This is a genomic window from Azospirillum sp. B506 (assembly GCF_000333595.1).
In the GTDB taxonomy this organism is placed as follows: Bacteria; Pseudomonadota; Alphaproteobacteria; order Azospirillales; family Azospirillaceae; genus Azospirillum.
In genome coordinates, this window is sequence record NZ_BADK01000079.1 from 1 (window position 1) to 14028 (window position 14028).

The 14028-nt window shown below is 67.6% G+C and carries 17 protein-coding genes; 14 read left to right on the forward strand and 3 right to left on the reverse strand.

Going from position 1 to position 14028, the window contains the following annotated elements; all coding sequences use genetic code 11:
- The coding region (gene fliM / locus I71_RS02585) for a flagellar motor switch protein FliM (protein WP_049975887.1) at positions 1–899 on the reverse strand (899 nt) is incomplete at its 3' end.
- A 19-nt stretch (positions 900–918) separates the two neighbouring features.
- A complete protein-coding gene (gene fliL, locus I71_RS02590) occupies positions 919–1461 on the reverse strand; it encodes a flagellar basal body-associated protein FliL (RefSeq protein ID WP_244433586.1) in 543 nt (180 codons plus the stop codon).
- Between the two features lie 188 nt (positions 1462–1649).
- Between fliL and fliF the strand changes: the two genes are divergently transcribed.
- The 7 genes from fliF (at position 1650) to I71_RS02625 (ending at position 7484) form a co-directional block, all read left to right on the forward strand.
- The gene (fliF, locus tag I71_RS02595; RefSeq protein ID WP_042690002.1) at positions 1650–3374 is read left to right on the forward strand and encodes a flagellar basal-body MS-ring/collar protein FliF; all 1725 of its coding nucleotides are present in this window, start codon (positions 1650–1652) and stop codon (positions 3372–3374) included.
- Positions 3374–4048, forward strand: a complete 675-nt coding sequence (locus tag I71_RS02600) for a flagellar assembly protein FliH (protein ID WP_042690004.1) — start codon at positions 3374–3376, stop codon at positions 4046–4048. Before fliF ends, I71_RS02600 begins: the two co-directional genes overlap by 1 nt.
- Positions 4049–4069: 21 nt before the next feature.
- Entirely contained in the window at positions 4070–4408 is a 339-nt protein-coding gene (gene fliN, locus I71_RS02605; RefSeq protein WP_042690007.1) for a flagellar motor switch protein FliN, read from the forward strand.
- Between the two features lie 207 nt (positions 4409–4615).
- Positions 4616–5401 carry a flagellar type III secretion system pore protein FliP gene (gene fliP, locus I71_RS02610; protein ID WP_042690013.1) on the forward strand — a complete coding sequence of 262 codons (786 nt, stop codon included), beginning with the start codon at positions 4616–4618 and terminating at the stop codon, positions 5399–5401.
- Between the two features lie 4 nt (positions 5402–5405).
- Positions 5406–5690 carry a hypothetical protein gene (locus I71_RS02615; RefSeq protein WP_244433587.1) on the forward strand — a complete coding sequence of 95 codons (285 nt, stop codon included), beginning with the start codon at positions 5406–5408 and terminating at the stop codon, positions 5688–5690.
- A gap of 9 nt (positions 5691–5699) precedes the next feature.
- On the forward strand, positions 5700–6728 hold the full coding sequence (locus tag I71_RS02620; protein WP_042690021.1) for a flagellar motor switch protein FliG: 1029 nt from the start codon (positions 5700–5702) through the stop codon (positions 6726–6728).
- A gap of 45 nt (positions 6729–6773) precedes the next feature.
- A complete protein-coding gene (locus I71_RS02625) occupies positions 6774–7484 on the forward strand; it encodes a hypothetical protein (RefSeq protein ID WP_042690026.1) in 711 nt (236 codons plus the stop codon).
- A 57-nt stretch (positions 7485–7541) separates the two neighbouring features.
- Here I71_RS02625 and I71_RS02630 read toward each other — a convergent pair whose 3' ends face one another.
- Complete coding sequence (locus tag I71_RS02630; RefSeq protein WP_244433588.1) at positions 7542–7904, reverse strand: hypothetical protein; 363 nt, start codon at positions 7902–7904, stop codon at positions 7542–7544.
- A gap of 466 nt (positions 7905–8370) precedes the next feature.
- On the opposite strand from I71_RS02630, the gene I71_RS02635 reads away from it, so the two are divergent.
- From I71_RS02635 to I71_RS02665, 7 genes are all read left to right on the forward strand, one after another.
- Positions 8371–9183, forward strand: coding sequence for a response regulator transcription factor (locus I71_RS02635; RefSeq protein ID WP_042690034.1), 813 nt, complete (start codon positions 8371–8373; stop codon positions 9181–9183).
- A 200-nt stretch (positions 9184–9383) separates the two neighbouring features.
- Positions 9384–10628, forward strand: coding sequence for a flagellin (locus tag I71_RS40450; protein WP_042690039.1), 1245 nt, complete (start codon positions 9384–9386; stop codon positions 10626–10628).
- Positions 10629–10827: 199 nt separating this feature from the next.
- Positions 10828–11232: a flagellar biosynthesis regulator FlaF gene (locus I71_RS02645; protein WP_042690042.1), complete on the forward strand. Its 405-nt coding sequence runs from the start codon at positions 10828–10830 to the stop codon at positions 11230–11232.
- Positions 11222–11683 carry a flagellar biosynthesis repressor FlbT gene (locus I71_RS02650; RefSeq protein ID WP_042690047.1) on the forward strand — a complete coding sequence of 154 codons (462 nt, stop codon included), beginning with the start codon at positions 11222–11224 and terminating at the stop codon, positions 11681–11683. Before I71_RS02645 ends, I71_RS02650 begins: the two co-directional genes overlap by 11 nt.
- A gap of 4 nt (positions 11684–11687) precedes the next feature.
- Entirely contained in the window at positions 11688–12083 is a 396-nt protein-coding gene (locus tag I71_RS02655) for a hypothetical protein (protein ID WP_042690052.1), read from the forward strand.
- Positions 12080–12871, forward strand: coding sequence for a DUF1217 domain-containing protein (locus tag I71_RS02660; RefSeq protein WP_042690056.1), 792 nt, complete (start codon positions 12080–12082; stop codon positions 12869–12871). The genes I71_RS02655 and I71_RS02660 overlap by 4 nt, the downstream gene beginning before the upstream one ends.
- Before the next feature lie 40 nt (positions 12872–12911).
- Positions 12912–14028, forward strand: a 1117-nt coding sequence (locus I71_RS02665; RefSeq protein WP_049975886.1) for a hypothetical protein, incomplete at its 3' end; no start/stop codon positions are given.

Genomic DNA, 14028 nt, shown 5'->3' on the forward strand with positions numbered 1-14028 from the left:
GTGTCATGGCCGAACTTCTCGCCCATGAACATCTGCACCAGCTTGCCGCGGATCGGCTCCAGCGTGGCATAGGGGATGACGATGTCGATGTGGCCGGTGCGGCGCTCCACCTCCACGGCGATGCGCACGCGGATGATGGCGTTGGTGGCCCGGGTGATGGTGGCGAACTGCGGGTTCACCTCCAGCCGGTCGAAGACGAAATCGACCTGGGCCAGCGGGTCGAAGGACTGCCCCAGATCCTGGAGCACCACCTTCATCATCCGCTCGGTCATCTTGCGTTCGATCGAGGTGTAGGCGCGTCCGTCGATCCGCCCCGGCCTGGACCGCCGCCCGCCCAGCAGCACGTCCATCATGCAGTAGATCAGCGCGCTGTCGATGGTCACCAGCATCTGGTTGTCCCACGGCTCGGCGCGGGCGACGCCGATCAGCGCCGGCAGCTCGATGGCGTCCTGGAAGTCGGTGTAGCGCAGCCATTCGATCTTCGACAGCGACGCCTCGACGTTGGTGGAGGCGAACTGGCGCAGCGAGGTGTTCAGCATCCGCACCATGCGGTCGAACACCACGTCCAGCATCGGCAGCCGGTCCTTGTTGACCGTGGTCGAGCTGACCAGCCGCTGGATGGCGCTCATCGCTGGGCCGCCGCCTTCCGGTGCGGCGAAGTTCAGCAGCCGGTCGATCTCCTCCTGGCTCAGCGTCTTCGCCTCGCCGGTCAGTCCGGCCAGCGCCTCCCGCATCGCCTCGGCCTCCGCCATGGGGGGAGGGGCGATTGGGGGAGAGGGAAGCGGATCGGTCTGCTGGGCCGCGGCCAGATCCCACGCGGCGGCCCAGTCCGCAGCCTCGTCCTGATCGGGCTGGGGGGCAGCGATGGAGGCGGGCGGCGGGGCGGGGGTGTCGGTCATCCGGGGCCTCTGGAGGTCGCTATTGCGTGAGCAGGCTGCGCAGCAGGACGTCGGTGACGACGTCGCGCCGGCCGGCGGGGTCGGACAGGATCAGGTTGAAGCGGCGCTTGATCTCGCTGCGCAGGCGGTGAAGCCCGGCCGATCCCTCAAGGTCGTCCTGGTCCAGGTTGCGCAGGAATTCCTGCAGACTGTCGGTCAGCTGCGGCATCGCCTGCTCCAGCGTCTGGCGGTCGCGGGACGCGACGGTCAGCGACAGGCCGATCTTCAGGAAGCGGGACGGCGTGTCGCGGCGGAGGTTGACGACCAGTTCCGGCATGTCGACCACGGCATCGGCCGGCGCGGTCTCCGCCGAGGGGTGCCAAAGCCGCTCCACCGCCTCCGTGCCGGCCGCCAGCCAATAGCCGCCAAGCCCGGCCGCCGCCACCGCGCCCAGCGCCACCATGCCGGTCAGCAGCCTGGCGACCGGCAGGGCGATGACCAGGATCCGTCCTGGACCGCGCAGCCGGTTCAGGGCTTCATCCCGGACCGTCGCCGTTCCTGCTGTGCCCATCCGTGTAATCATCGCTCCATCCCGCCGGACATTGCCGAAAATTTTAGTCAATCGGGAAACCAGTAAAGTTTTAGAAGCTTTGTCTTCGACGGTTGTCCCGTTTTTTACTCCGCTTAAAAGTCGCGCCGTTAGCGTGACGGGGTGTGCAGGGCGAAGACTAGGCCCGCCGATTTTCAGAAACTTTAAAGGTGCGGGGAACCGTGGACAGTCTGATCGACACCTTGCGGTCGTTGGGGCGCGGTCGGCTGCTCGTGCTGGCGGGCACCGGGCTCGGCATCGTCCTGGCCGTCGCCGGCATGGCGCTGCTGCTGTCGCAGCCGCACATGACCGCGCTCTACAGCGGGCTGGAACCGGCGGAGGCCGGCCGCATTGCCAAGGCGGTTCAGGAAATGGGCGTGCCGGTGAATGCCGGCTTCGACGGCACCACGATCAGCGTGCCGCAGGCCGACGTCTCCCGCGTCCGCATGGCGCTGGCGGAGAAGGGCCTGCCCGCGCACGGCGGCGTCGGCTACGAGCTGTTCGACACCGACAAGCCGCTCGGCATCACCAGCTTCATGCAGCGCATCAACCGCCTGCGCGCCATGGAAGGCGAACTCGGCCGCACCATCGAGACGCTGTCCGGCGTCGAGGCCGCCCGCGTCCACATCGTCCTGCCGGAGCGCGAGGAGTTCTCGCGCAGCGCACCCAAGCCGACCGCGTCGGTGGTGGTGCGCATGCGCGGCCGGGGGTCGATGGACCGCAAGCAGGCCCTGTCGATCCGCCATCTCGTCTCCGCCGCCGTGCCCAACCTGAAGCCCAGCGCCGTGACGGTGATGGATTCCTCCGGCGAGCTGCTGCTGACCGAGGATGACGGGCCGGGTCTGGCGTCGGCCCGCACCGACGGCCTGCGCGTCGCGGCGGAAACCCGCGTCGCCCGGGCGGTGGAGCAGATGCTGACCGCCCGTCTCGGCGCCGGCAATGTCCGCGTCCAGGTTGCTGCCGAGGTGGAGACCAAGCGCGAGGTGGTGCGCAGCCAGACCTTCGACCCCAACAGCCAGGTCATCCGCTCCACCCAGACGGTGCAGGAGCAGGACCGCAGCCAGGACAGCAACGGCGAGCCGCCGGTCACCGCCGAACAGAACCTGCCGCAGCGCGACGTGCGCGCCCAGTCGCAGGGGCCGCAATCCTCCAACGACAGCAAGCGGCAGGAGGAGACGGTCAATTACGAGATCTCCAACGTCAGCCGCGAAACGGTGATCGAGCCGGGCGACGTCCGCCGCCTCAGCGTCGCCGTGCTGGTCAACGGCACCTGGAAGACCGCTCCCGACGGTGCCCGCCAGTACGAGCCGCGCAGCGCGGAGGAACTTCAGCGCCTGGGCGAGCTGGTCCGCTCCGCCATGGGCTTCAGCGAGGCGCGCGGCGACCGGGTGACGGTGGACAATCTGGAATTCGTCGATCTGGCGCCCGACCTCGCGCCGCGCCCGCTGGGCGACGAGATCGCCGAGACGCTGACCCGCAACATCATGACGCTGATCCAGTGGGTGATCCTGCTGGTGTTGTCGGCCCTGGTGATCCTGGTCGGCCTGCGTCCGCTGATCCGCCGCGTCTTTCCGGCGCCGGAGCCGGTGGTGGTGGAGGCGCCCGCCCCGGCATTGGCGGCTCCGGCCGGCGGTGCCATGCCGCAGCTGACCGGTCCCGCCGTGGCTGGGACTGCCGCCGCCGGTGCGCCGTTCGCGGATGGTGCGGAGGTGGATGCCGCTCTCGCCGCCGCGCCGATGGCGCCGCAGCTGGGCATCGAGGAGACGATGGACCAGCTGATCGAGCTGCGGACCGTCGAGGGCCGCGTTCGGGCCTCCTCGATCCGCCGGCTGGGAGAGCTGGTCGACCAGTATCCGGACGAGGCCATCGATATCCTGCGCTCCTGGCTCTATGAGGAGGTGGCGTGATGGCCGCCTACCCGCGCTACCGCTTCGACCACAGCTTCGGCGCTCCTGCCACGGTGGCGGAACCGGAGGCGGCGGAGCGTGTCGACCCGCTCGACCTGCCGACCCTGTCGGAACGCGCGCATCTGGCGGCGCTGGCCGAGGCCCGCAACGCCGCGCTGGCCAAGGGACTGGCCCAAGGCCGCCGTGACGGCGAACTGGCCGCCGCCCGCCGCATCGAAGCGGAACTGTCCGCCTGCCTGGACCGGCTGGCGCAGCGGATGGCGGCGCTCGACAGCGACCATGCCGCCCTGATGGAGCGGCTGGAGGCCCAGGGCGCCTTCGTTCTGCTGGCGCTGGTGCGCCGCATGGCGCCGCGCCTGCTCGACCGGGTCGCCCGCGCCGAGGTCGAGCGTCTGGCCGCCGACGCCCTGCGTGCCGCCGGACAGGCCCCGGTTCTGACCCTGCGCCTGCACCCGTCGCTCCGCCGCCCGCTGGAAGAGCGGCTGGCCGGGCAGAGCATCTTCCAGGGCCGTCTCGATATCCAGGACGACCCGGCGCTGGCCGTCGGCGCCCTGGAGGCGAGCTGGGGCGCCGGCTCCGTCCGCCGCGATCCCGCCGCCATCCAGGCATCCATCGAGGCCCTCACCGACCGCGCCGTCGCCGCCCTGCAGCCGGCGCTGTCGCCCGACCCTTAACGATCCGAAGCGAGAATCCTCATGCCTCCCTTGAACCTCGACATCCTCGACGACGATCCCAAGCAGGCGGACAAGGCCCCGGACAGGATCGGCGACAAGCCTTACGACGGGCCGATGAACGCGATCTACAACGTGCCGGTCGACGTGCAGGTCGTGCTCGGCCGCACCAGCATGCTGGTGGCGCAACTGCTGAAGCTCGGCCGCGGCGCCGTGCTGGAGCTTGAGCGCAAGGTGGACGAACCGGTCGAAGTGCTGGTCAACCACCGTCTGGTCGCCCGCGGCGAGGTGGTGATCGTCGAGGACCAGCGCCTCGGCGTCACCCTGACCGAGATCGTGCGGACCGAGCTGGAGATCGACTGAGGGGCGGTAAGGATCCCCTCTCCCCCGCTCACGCGCAAACTTTGTTTGCGCTGACGCGACAGGCGGACCAAAGGTCCGCCGAAAGCGGGGAGAGGGTTAGGGTGAGGGGGACGCGCGGCGGCCCTTTCCCGAGAATCCACGCTATGCATCCCCCTCACCCCGACCCTCTCCCCGGGGGGGAGAGGGGGGAAACCCTGAAAGCCCCCCATGCGCTTCCGTCCCCTGACCCTTCTCCTCGCCCTTCTCCTCGCCGCCGGTCCGGCCGCGGCGGCGCCGCTCGACCTCAATCTCGGGGGGTTGGGCTCGCTGGTGGACGGAGCCAGCCTGTCGGGGCGGATCGTCCAGGGCATCGTGCTGCTGACGGTGCTCAGCGTCGCCCCCGGCCTGCTGATCATGGTCACCTGCTTCACCCGCATCATTGTCGTGCTGTCGCTGCTGCGCTCCGCCCTCGGGCTGCAGCAGTCGCCGCCGAACATGGTGCTGGTCAGCCTCGCCATGTTCCTGACCTTCCACATCATGGGGCCGGTGATCGACAGCGCCTGGCAGGACGGCCTGCGCCCGCTGCTGAACGAGCAGGTCACGCAGGAACAGGGCCTGGAGCGCATGATCGAGCCGTTCCGCGGCTTCATGGCCTCCCATGTCCGCGAGCGCGATCTGGCCGCCTTCGCCGCCTTCACCGCCAAGCCGAAGCCGGCCGGCGAGAGCACGGAACCGGCAAAGGACGAGCGTCCGGTGACGGCGGAGAGCGTCGACCTGCGGCTGCTGATGCCGGCCTTCCTGCTATCGGAGCTGCGCCGCGCCTTCGAGATCGGCTTCCTGCTGTTCCTGCCGTTCCTGGTGATCGACATGGTGGTGGCGGCGATCCTGATGGCGATGGGCATGATGATGCTGCCGCCGGTGATGATCGCGCTGCCCTTCAAGATCATCTTCTTCGTGCTGACCGACGGCTGGTTCCTGATCGCCGGCAGCCTGATCCGCTCCTATGGGGTGTGAGCCGATGGAAGACGAGCCGGCCATTCCCGCCGCCAATCCCTCCGCCAGTCTGGCCGACAGCCTGCTCGCGCTGGCCCGCCGCCGCGGGGTGGCGGTGCCGGAGGACGGCTCACTCGCCGGCCTGCTGGGCGCGCTCGATCCCAATCCGCTGATCCCGCACCCGCTTCTGCTGGTGGCCGGCGCGGTGATGGCGGTTGCCTTCCGCCACGACCGCGCGCTGGCCCTGCCGCCGTCCGACGCCTCCGATGCCACGCCGTCCTCCGCCCCATCCGCCGATTATTCCTTTTGAGGTGCCGTCATGGGAACGCCGATCAAGATCCGTGAGAATTACAAGAGCCTGACCGGCGTGGAGAAAAGTGCCGTCATCTTCCTGGCGCTGGGCGAGGAACGCGGCTCGCGGCTGATGGAGCGGCTGGACGAGGACGAGATCCGCCTCGTCAGCCGGGCGATGGCGACCCTGGGCAACGTCACCTCCAATCTGGTGGAGACGCTGATGCGCATCTTCACCGAGCGCTTCGCCAATGCCGGGTCGGTCGTCGGCTCCTACGACAGCACGGAGCGGATGCTGAACCGCTTCCTGCCGGCCGACCGCGTGACGGAGATCATGGGCGAGATCCGCGGCCCCGCCGGTCGCACCATGTGGGAGAAGATGTCCAACGTGAACGAGGGGGTGCTCGCCGCCTATCTGGCCGGCGAATATCCCCAGACCGCGGCGGTCATCCTGTCCAAGATGCGGGCCGACCACGCCGCGAAGGTGCTGGTCCTGCTGCCGCCCACCATCCGCACCGAGGTGATCGAGCGCATGATCCAGATCGAATCGGTGCAGCGCGAGGTGCTGCTGGACATCGAATCGATCCTGCACAACGAGTTCATGGCGAACTATGCCCGCACCCACGGCAACGATTCGCTGGAGCGGATGGCCGACATCTTCAACCGCATCGACCGCGAGACGCTGACCGAGATCTTCGACGATCTGGAAACGGTGATGCCGGAGCCGACCCAGCGCATCAAGCAGCTGATGTTCACCTTCGAGGATCTGATGCGGCTCGACCGCGTGTCGCTGCAGGCGGTGATCCGCCGCTGCGACACCGGCCAGCTCGCCATCGCGCTGAAGGGGGCGCCGGCGGCGCAGCGCGACCATTTCCTGTCGGTCCTGTCGGAACGCGCCCGCCTGATCCTGTTGGACGAGATCGAGAATATGGGTCCGCTGCGCATGCGCGACGTCAACGACGCCCAGGCGGAGATCGTCCGCGTCGCCAAGGCGATGGCCGAGGACGGCACCATCATCATCCCGCAGTCCGACGACGCCGACACGGTGGTCTATTGAGCGCGGCAGTGCCGCAGGGGGAGCATCCGGATGGGCGAGGTTTGAATGGCCGGGCGTGACCTCGTCCCCCGGCATGTGCCGCCGCCGGACTTGCTGGCGGCGCATTTCGCCACCGCTCCCCCTCCCGCCGGCCCCGCTGTGCAGGACGGGGACGAAGCGGTGCCGCTCGTCCGCCGTCTGCTCGACCTGCTCGACTCGCTGTCCGCGGCCGACGCAGCGCTGGCGCGCGGCTGCCTGCCGCGCTGCGATTCGACCTTCGGCGCCGGGCTTGCCCTGTTCCTGGCGGCGACGGCCGGCGGTTGCCGCGACTGGCTGGGGACGGATGCGGCGGCTAGGCTGGCCGGCCTCGACGGCGGACTGCTGATCGACGACTGCGACCGGGCGCTCTCGTCGCGCTTCCAGCCGGTCGATGGCCGGCTGTGGCGGCTGTCGCGCGTGCCTCTGCTGGACAGCGACGACGGGCTGCTCTGTGCGGTTGGCATCGAGGACGGGCTGTCGGACCGCGTCACCCTGGTGCTTCAGGCCCGGCCGCAGCGGCTGGGACCGGTGCAGCTGATGGCGACCCTGGTCGGGCGACGGCTGGATGTAACCTTGCGTCTTGCCATGGGATTGCCGTCATCGGCTCTGGCCGACCTGCACGAAACCTTCCGCGCCGCCCTGGCCGATTGCCGGATCGACGGCGTCCTGACCGTCGGCCCGCTGGCCGATGCGTGGTTGGGGCTGGACCAGCCGATGTCGTCCGATCTGGCGCTGTAGCCGGTATACCCTCTCCCAGAACGGGAGAGGGCGATCCCCCCCCTCAAATCACCCTTTTCAAATCTCTGCGGGCCTGACCGGAGTCGGCTGGCCCGGAACTGCCGGTGGCGGCGGCAGCGACCGCAGCGAGGCGCGGGCCGCTTCGCGCAACGGGGCAAAGCCATCTTCCGGGAAACGGCGGATCAGCGTTTGGTAGGACGCGCGCGCCACCTCCGTGCAGTTCAGGATGCGGAACCGGTCGCCCTGGCGCAGCAGGGCGGCGGCCTCGTCGCTCTTCCAATAGCCGGCGATCGAGGACGCGACTCCGTACCACCGCCCGTAGGCGGACCACATGTCACGCACCGCATCGCCGTCGCATTGGCCGGCGGTCAGCGCTTTTTCAAGGGCTTGGCGGTAATCGCTGTCGGGGGCCTGCGACACTTGCGCGCAGCCTCCCAAGGCAAGAAAGCAAGCAGCGGTGGTGGCCGCCGCAAGGACGGATGCCTTCGTTCCGGACATGGAACCTCCTCAAATGCGGATGCCCGGCGACCGTAGGGCAACACGGTTAAACCAGCGTTCATGTTTGTAAGCGCCGGCTTTCTGCCTCTTCACTGCCGTTAACCATAGATGGCGAACGAATTAATGGTTGTTTGCAGCGATCACTCGAAAAGAGCGTAGATTTTCTAAGTAAAACCCCACATGAATAAAAATTTATCCAGTCTTTAATAGAACGAAATCATTAAACGGGCGTAAAACCACCATCGTTCCTATGTCTATCCGGGTACCCCAATCTGTTGACACGTCGCCTTTCGATAGGTTCTTTTAAGGCTGTGATAAGCATGTGACCTAAGCGCAATTGCGTAAAAAACAATGCTTTATCTGCGCTTGCTCGACAATGGAGAATCCAATGCAGGCTTTGCTGATTGAGCCAGCCGATCTGATCGCCGAAGCCATCGGCAAGCAACTCGCCCTGTGCAAGGTTAACCATGACCGCCTGGACCTGAATGGCCTGCGCGATCTGGTGGAGGGGCATGGCTCCGTCGACATCACGCATGACGCGATCGTCATCGGCGATGTCGGCGACACCGAAGCCTGCGTCGCCATGCTGCGCGCACGCAACGTCACCGCCGCGATCATCTGCCTGATCGAACGGCGCTGCGCCAACACCACCGCCGGCATCCTGCGGGCGGGGGCGGACGACGTGCTGGTCAAGCCGGTGGTCAGCACCGAGATCCGCGCCCGGCTGGAGGCGATCCGCCGCCGCTCCTACGGGCTGACCAGCAACGCCGTGACGGTCGGCCGCCTGACCGTCTTCCTCGACGGGCGCGACCCGGAGGTGGATGGCGAGCGCCTTCGCCTCAGCCAGCGCGAGCATGCGATCCTGTCGGTGCTGGCGCTCAATCACCGCCGCGTGGTGTCGAAGGAGCACATCTACGAGGAGGTCTACGGCCTGTCCGGTTCCGACCCGCTCGACAAGGTGATCGACGTCTATATCTGCAAGCTGCGCAAGAAGATCGACACGGCGACCGGTGGCGGCCGCTACATCGAGACGGTCTATGGCCGCGGCTACAAGTTCGAGGCGCCGCCCGACCATGTCGCTCCCGACCGTGCCCAGCTGATGCTGGACCGCTGGTCGAACGCCGGCGCGCTGACCGGACCCCGCGTTCCCTTCATCCCGCCGGTGGTGTCCCGCCCCGCCGCCCGTGCGGTCGGCCGCTGACCGCCAGCCGCCGACCCTGTCCCTCGGCACCGTCCACCCAGAACGTCCGCCCAGAACGCCTCCGATTTTTTACCCCGGCTTAAACCGGCCCGGTCATCCTCGAATTCGCCGCTCGCGCCCCCGCATTGAAGATCGGGAAGGCCGGCGCGACTGGCCCCGGCGTCAGAAAGGCGCCATGCATCTCGCGAATGGAGATACTCATGGCCTCGATTCTGACCAATGCCTCGGCAATGACCGCCCTGCAGACGCTGCGTCACGTTACCGGTGACCTGGCGACCACGCAGGACCGCATCTCGACCGGTCTGAAGGTCAACAACGCCAAGGACAACGCCGCCTACTGGTCGATCGCCACCACCATGAAGGCCGACGTCGCCGGCTTCAAGGCGGTCAAGGAGTCGCTGGAACTCGGCTCCGGCACCACCAACACCGCGTCGGTGGCCGCCAAGAATATCGTCGAGAACCTGCAGACCCTGAAGGCCCGCGTCATCGCCGGCCAGACCAACGGCGTCGACAAGTCGCTGATCCAGAACGACGTCGACCAGCTGGTGAAGCTGATCAAGGGCGCTGCCGCCGATGCGTCGTTCAACGGCGACAACCTGCTGCGCGTCACCTATTCCAACGACGGCACCGCCAAGGACAAGAACGTCTCTATCCTGGCGTCGCTCAGCCGCGCCGACGGCACGGTCGATCCCAGCTACATCGATTTCCAGCGCCAGGACATGCGCGTGGAATCGATCGTCGGCAAGGCCACCATCGAGCAGCAGGTCGACTCGACCAACGCCAAGAAGGCGTCGATCGACCTGAAGTTCGGCGCCCCCGGCGACACCTTCATCGCCGGCCAGAATCTCGGCCTCGGCGCCGTGACCCTGACCGTCACCAAGGAGGACGGCAGCAAGACCGACGTGTCGGTCGACCTGTCGTCGCAGATCTACGACACCAACCTCGCCACCACCCAGGGCAACATCGCCACGGCGATCAACACCGCCCTGAACACCGCCGGCGGTGACTTCCAGGTCGCCTTCACCGGCGACACCCTGTCCTTCACCGACCAGGACAAGAACACCGACGGCAACTTCACCGCCCAGATCTCCGGTCTGTGGGTCGGCTCGAAGGAAAGCGACGCCTTCGGCGGCCTCGCCGACCTGACCCAGGTCGATGTGGTCAACAACTCGAAGAAGTCGCTGGAAGTCATCAACAAGCTGCTCGACAACGCCATCGGCAAGGCGTCGGTCATCGGCTCCATCGAGAACCGCGTGTCGGTGCAGAACGACTTCGTGTCGAAGCTGACGGACTCGATGAACAAGGGCATCGGTGCGCTGGTCGACGCCGACATGAACGAGGAATCGAGCCGCCTGCAGGCCCTCCAGGTCCAGCAGCAGCTCGCCACCCAGGCTCTGTCGATCGCGAACCAGGGTCCGCAGAACATCCTGTCGCTGTTCCGCTAAGTCCCCGCGCGGGCGGCTTCATCGTCCGAACCCCTGGACGATGAAGCCGCCCCGCCGGCCATGCCCGTCAGCCATGCCCGTTCATTCCAGCCTGCCGCATGGTCGAGCGGGCATCGCCGACGGCCATCCCCCGTCCCCAAGACCTACCGCAACCGGTCCGGCAATCCGCCGCCAAGGACCCCACCGCAGGGGTGCGCCCATGAGCATCGCCGCCTACCACCAGACCATCGCCGAGTGCGACGATCCGCGAAAGATCGAATATCGTGTGTTCCTGCGGATCACCCTGGCGCTGGAGCACAACCGCAGCGCCGACTGGCGTTCCGCCGCGCTGAAGGATGCGCTGTGGCGGAACCTGGAGCTGTGGAACGCCCTGCGCGCCGACCTGCTGGAAGACGGCAACGCCCTGCCGGAAGCCCTGCGCGCCGGTCTGATCTCGCTGTCCTTCGCGGTGGACCGCAACACCCAACGCGTCCTGCGCGGCGAGGGCGGCATCGACCTGCTGCTCCACATCAACCGCTCGGTCATGCAGGGCCTGCAAGGGGCGGGCGCCGTGGCGCAGCCCGCGCGGGAGCTGGCGACGGAGGATCTGTCCTATGGCACTTAAGCTGCGCCTGAAGCCGTGCGAGCGGGTGGTGATCAACGGCTGCGTCGTGCAGAACGAGAACCGCCGCTACACCCTGACCATCTCCAACTTCGCCCAGATCATCCGCGGCAGCGACATCCTGCAGGAAGAGGATGCGGTGACTCCGGTGCGCCGTGCCTATTTCCTGATCCAGAGCATGCTGCTCGACCCCGGAGTCGCCGCGGCCGGCAGCGGTCCGGTGGCGGAGATGATGGCGCAGCTCTACACCACCTTCACCCGCCCCGACGTCCAGGACCGCATCGCCCGCGCCATGGGCCACATCGGCGAGCGCGACTACTACAAGGCGCTGTCCGCCCTGCGTCCGGTGATGGAGTATGAGGCCACGCTGCTGTCGGCCGCTCCGCCCGCTGCCGCCCCCTCCTTCCAGGCAGGCGGCATCGGCCATCATGCGGGCCAGCAGGCCGGAGGATGACGCCATGCCGACTCCCGTCACCGGCGTGACCGGCCCGTCCGGCGAACGCGCCACCGCCAGCGCCGACATCATCGCCGAGGCGCGCCAGCGTCAGTCCGACCGGCTGCGCGCCGCCCAGGCCGAGACAACCAAGCCGGCCGAGGTGGTGGAGCGCGCTGCCAAGAGCGACGGCGCGGAAACCGAGATGAAGCGGCACGCCTCCCAGCCCTACCGCGTCACCCTCGCGCCGGGAAGCTCCCGGCTCTACACCGAGGTGCTCGACACCACGACGGGAGAGGTCATCATGCGGATCCCCGCCGGCTATGGCGCCGAAACCGACGCGGCGGACGAGGATCCCGCCATCCCGCGCGGCTTTGACGAAACGGGCCCCGACGGCAAGACCGGGGAGGTCGAGGCATGACGACGCTCGTCGATCTGCGGGTGGTCAACAAGAACCACGACCGCTACGAACAGGCGATCCGCAGCCGTCCGGCGGTGCAGCGCGCCATCTCCTATTTCCAGGACAATATCGGCAAGATCACCAACACCGAAGACTTCATGAAGGACGACAAGCTCTACCGCTTCGTCCTCGACGCCTTCGACCTCGGCAGTCAGGCGAAGTCGCGCGGCCTGATCCGCAAGGTGCTGGAAGAGGGGGTGAGCGACCAGTCCTCCACCGCCAACCGGATGAGCGACACCAAATTCCGCGAGATGGCGAAAGTCCTGGGATTCGCCGAGAACAACGGCGAGAACCTGAAGACTCCGGCCGTCGTCCAGGCCATCGTCGACCGCTACGTCGCCGTGACGCTGGAGGTCGAGTCGGAGGACAACAATCCGGCGGTGCGGCTCGGCCTCTATTTCCAGAGACGGTCATCGAACATCGGCAACTGGTATCAGGTGATGGCCGACAACGCCCTGCGCAAGGTGGTCTACACGGCATTGGGCCTGCCCGAGCAGACAGCGCTGCTGGATATCGACAAGCAGAAGGCCCTGCTGGAAAAGCGGATGGACATCGCCGACCTGAAGAATCCGGACAAGGTCGCCAAGCTGCTCGATCGTTTCGCCGCTATGTACGACATGCAGAACGGCAGCGCCGCCGGCGCCGCGGCCATGCCGTCGATCGGTCCGATTTCCCGCAGCGGCCGGGCGTCGATCATCTCCATCGATCCGTCCATCACCATGACGCTGATGAAGTTCCCGCGCTTCTGACCGGGCTGCGGGACCCGACCCGGGCGGGAGGAGTCCAGCCGTGCAGCCGCCGCCAGCCGGCCCCCCACAGGACCGCATTCCACAGGACCGGCAGGCCCGCGACCGCATCCGCCCGCCCGCCACCACCGGCGGCGCCGCCGTCCTTCTGCGCGGGGCGCCTTCGGCGGAGGAGGATGACGGGCGCGATGCGCTGCACATCCTGCCGCTGTCGATCCTGCCGCTGGAAACGCCGGGCTTGCGCCGGGCCAGGCTGATCAAGAATGTCCGGCTGGAGACGGTGGCGGAGCTGTTCAACGACGCCCAGACCGGCAGCGGCCAGATCCGCATCGACCAGCTGTCGAAATGCTTCGGCATCGACGGCCCGGAATTCCGCCGCGACCTGCGCAAGATCGTGCAGATCGGCGAGGCCGCCAGCTTCGACGTCTACAGCCTGCGGCTGGAGCTGCGCCGCCTGAACATCGATGTGGAGGAGGCGGGCGCCTTGCGCCTGTCCGCGGCGAAGCGGGCCGAGCTGACCAGCTACATGCGCGTCTTCACCCGGCCGCTGGTCGAGCATGTCTATGGCGTTCAGGGCACCGACATCGGCAGCATGGACGAACTGGTCCGGCTGTTCGCCCAGCCAGATGTCGAGGAGGCGCGGCGCCGCCTGCAGCTGACCGCCGACCGGCTCGACATTCCGCTGGGGGAGATTCCCGCCTTTCTGGAGGAGTATGCCGACATCTTCCTGTCGCTGGCCTATTTCAAGCGCTGCCTGGACGACATCGTGCCCGATGTGCAGGGTTTCCTCGGCTGGATGGCGGAGCTGTATCAGGTCAGCGAGGTCCGCCGCGACGCCCGCCAGGGCCGCATGCTGGACGAGATCGGCCATGACCTGACCGACATCGCCACCTCGATCACCGGGCGGTTCGAAAGCTTCGACAACCGCTCCCGCGATTTCTGGCGCGACATCAACCCGGAAAGCTTCCGCAGCATCCGCGACCTGATCGTCACCCATCACCTGACCATCGGCGGCGTGCTGTGCGGTCTGGCGGTGAAGATGAACCTGTGGAAGCACCGCTTTTCCCGTGGCGGCGGCCCGGTGCGCCGGCTGGAGTTCATCCGCTCGGAAATCCTGCCCGGCCTCGCCCATATCAAGACCATCGAACAGGCGTCGCGCA

Bases quoted from the DNA above. Each gene is read 5' to 3' on its own strand.
- fliL (WP_244433586.1), bottom strand. From the start codon at position 1,461: ATGATTACACGGATGGGCACAGCAGGAACGGCGACGGTCCGGGATGAA.
- I71_RS02600 (WP_042690004.1), top strand. From the start codon at position 3,374: ATGGCCGCCTACCCGCGCTACCGCTTCGACCACAGCTTCGGCGCTCCT.
- fliN (WP_042690007.1), top strand. From the start codon at position 4,070: ATGCCTCCCTTGAACCTCGACATCCTCGACGACGATCCCAAGCAGGCG.
- fliP (WP_042690013.1), top strand. From the start codon at position 4,616: ATGCGCTTCCGTCCCCTGACCCTTCTCCTCGCCCTTCTCCTCGCCGCC.
- I71_RS02615 (WP_244433587.1), top strand. From the start codon at position 5,406: ATGGAAGACGAGCCGGCCATTCCCGCCGCCAATCCCTCCGCCAGTCTG.
- I71_RS02620 (WP_042690021.1), top strand. From the start codon at position 5,700: ATGGGAACGCCGATCAAGATCCGTGAGAATTACAAGAGCCTGACCGGC.
- I71_RS02625 (WP_042690026.1), top strand. From the start codon at position 6,774: ATGGCCGGGCGTGACCTCGTCCCCCGGCATGTGCCGCCGCCGGACTTG.
- I71_RS02635 (WP_042690034.1), top strand. From the start codon at position 8,371: ATGCAGGCTTTGCTGATTGAGCCAGCCGATCTGATCGCCGAAGCCATC.
- I71_RS40450 (WP_042690039.1), top strand. From the start codon at position 9,384: ATGGCCTCGATTCTGACCAATGCCTCGGCAATGACCGCCCTGCAGACG.
- I71_RS02645 (WP_042690042.1), top strand. From the start codon at position 10,828: ATGAGCATCGCCGCCTACCACCAGACCATCGCCGAGTGCGACGATCCG.
- I71_RS02650 (WP_042690047.1), top strand. From the start codon at position 11,222: ATGGCACTTAAGCTGCGCCTGAAGCCGTGCGAGCGGGTGGTGATCAAC.
- I71_RS02655 (WP_042690052.1), top strand. From the start codon at position 11,688: ATGCCGACTCCCGTCACCGGCGTGACCGGCCCGTCCGGCGAACGCGCC.
- I71_RS02660 (WP_042690056.1), top strand. From the start codon at position 12,080: ATGACGACGCTCGTCGATCTGCGGGTGGTCAACAAGAACCACGACCGC.